3 protein-coding genes and 1 pseudogene are annotated in these 1,912 nt (G+C 42.2%); all 4 read right to left on the bottom strand.

All coding sequences use genetic code 11. The features are described from left to right. A pseudogene (locus tag LD39_RS08515) lies at positions 1–224 on the bottom strand (cation acetate symporter); the annotation flags it as partial. 15 nt (positions 225–239) lie between these two features. Then, the gene (locus tag LD39_RS08510) at positions 240–536 is read right to left on the bottom strand and encodes a DUF4212 domain-containing protein (protein ID WP_035545183.1); all 297 of its coding nucleotides are present in this window, start codon (positions 534–536) and stop codon (positions 240–242) included. Between the two features lie 33 nt (positions 537–569). Next, positions 570–755, bottom strand: coding sequence for a hypothetical protein (locus LD39_RS08505; protein ID WP_035545182.1), 186 nt, complete (start codon positions 753–755; stop codon positions 570–572). A gap of 203 nt (positions 756–958) precedes the next feature. Then, positions 959–1,807: a peptidoglycan-binding protein gene (locus tag LD39_RS08500; RefSeq protein WP_035545181.1), complete on the bottom strand. Its 849-nt coding sequence runs from the start codon at positions 1,805–1,807 to the stop codon at positions 959–961. Positions 1,808–1,912: the final 105 nt, after the last annotated feature.

Genomic DNA, 1,912 nt, shown 5'->3' with positions numbered 1-1,912 from the left:
AACCCATCATATCCTAGGATCATGACGGTTCCGGCCAGTCCGATGAACGAAGCTGCACTCATCCAATCGGCTCCGATCGCCATGCCGTTGAACACGGGCGGCACGCCACGGCCGGCCACGTAAAAATCAGAAGTTGCCCTCGCTTTGTTATAGATTGCGATCCCTATGTACAAAGCGAATGTTACACCGATTAAAGCAAGGGAAACAAGAAACTGAGCGTCCATACCTCTCCTCCTATCCTATTGATTAACGACTCGATCTTTTTGTTCGATTTGTTCTGGAGTAATGCCGAATTTTTTATCCACGACATCACTGACCTTTGCATTCACAAATAAAAGAATGATGAAGGTAAGAATAGCCCCTTGTGATCCCATATAGTAATGAAAAGGGATTCCCATCACGCTAAAGGACGAAAGTTCACGCGCAAAAAACACGACCACAAACGAGACTAAAAAGCCAAGTGTCAGATAGATGGCAATCAGTGTTGTCCGGATTCGGAAATAGGCGTTCGCTTTAGCAGGATCAATCTTTTTCAAATTCTCACCCCCTTTCAAGTTAGGAATGAAGGTCTATCCTCTTAAGTCAAAAATGAACTGAATTGTTTCCCAAAACGGCATAGGGACCATAGCGATTTTCACAACTGCCACTGCTAAAATAGCCACCAAAGGAAGTGCAAAGAAAATCGGCCGTTTTTTCTTCAATGCGAAAACAACAGAACAGACGGTGACGATAGCAAGAATGATGGGTATAAGCATAATTTCCTCCTTATTTCATGTAAGCGCTAACATTTTCTATTAAAAATTTTGAAAAGTATGAATTAAGTCAATATTCAGTGTTATTATTCTAAAATTGATAATAAATGTCAACCACCCTAAAAGTCCCAAAAGATTATTTGGAATCGATACCACCTCAGGTCATCTAAACATCAGATGACCTGAGATGAAAACAAATAAAAATTTCAGGAGAACAAATAACGCCATGTAATAGGACCAACAATCCCATCCACTTCTATTCCGCTGTTGTCTTGAAAACGGCGAACAGCCGCTTCTGTCTTAGGACCGAACTGGCCATCTACCTTAATGTCGAGCACCTTTTGAACCCGTTTTACTGTCTCACTCTTGGCACCTGTTTTTAACGGCTTCCCCGGGTAAACAAATTCCTTCAATTTTTTTCTAGTTATAGGGCCTGCGATACCGTCTACTGTAATTTTTGCATCCTTCTGAAACTGACTGACAGCCAGCTCAGTTATTCGTCCAAAGCTTCCATCTACTCCATATTTCCCTAACGAATATCCTAACTGATTCAACTGCTGCTGCAATTGTTTTACTACTTTACCTTGATCCCCTCTCTTTAATACCGTTGAGGTTGACTTTTGAGAGGCTAATTCAAGATGCGGATAATCCTTAAATGTCTTCCAATCCCCGCCCCAGGAGAAGCCCAGCGATTTTCCAATAGCTCCTACCCGATGCCAACGTTCATCCACTTTCCACAATGCCGTACGGCCGTCTTTTGATACGAGAAAAAAATCAATCGCTCTTCCCTTGTTATGAATGCTTTCCCCGGGCTTGGCATAGGTCACGATCTTCCCTTTTTTCCCATAGTTCTTCCCTTTCCAGACGAAGAAAGGACGTCCTTTTCCGTAAAGTCTTGCCTGCTCCGCCAATGATCGGTACCCGGAAGAAATCTGGACATAGATGCCTTCCCTATAAGCGATGGATACCAATTGAGTTGCTTTCTCTTCTACCACTTTTTCAACGTTCCCCATATTCTTCATGCTGCGTTCAATTAATTCTACTAACTCAATCATTCTTGCACCTCCTCATTTTTATTATCGAAGGAGGTTCCTCTGGTAGTGTCATTCATTTCATAAAAAAAGAGGCTGGGACAAAACTGAATGAAACGCAAAAATTCC

The sequence above is a fragment of the Halobacillus sp. BBL2006 genome (genome assembly GCF_000786645.1).
GTDB lineage: Bacteria > Bacillota > Bacilli > Bacillales > Halobacillaceae > Halobacillus.
The sequence above is the reverse complement of the archived record's forward strand: the minus strand, read 5'-3'. Positions and strand labels throughout refer to the sequence as shown.

What these genes read in the sequence shown, in the direction of transcription:
- LD39_RS08505 (WP_035545182.1), bottom strand. Translation starts at nt 755, where the DNA reads ATGCTTATACCCATCATTCTTGCTATCGTCACCGTCTGTTCTGTTGTT.
- LD39_RS08500 (WP_035545181.1), bottom strand. Translation starts at nt 1,807, where the DNA reads ATGATTGAGTTAGTAGAATTAATTGAACGCAGCATGAAGAATATGGGG.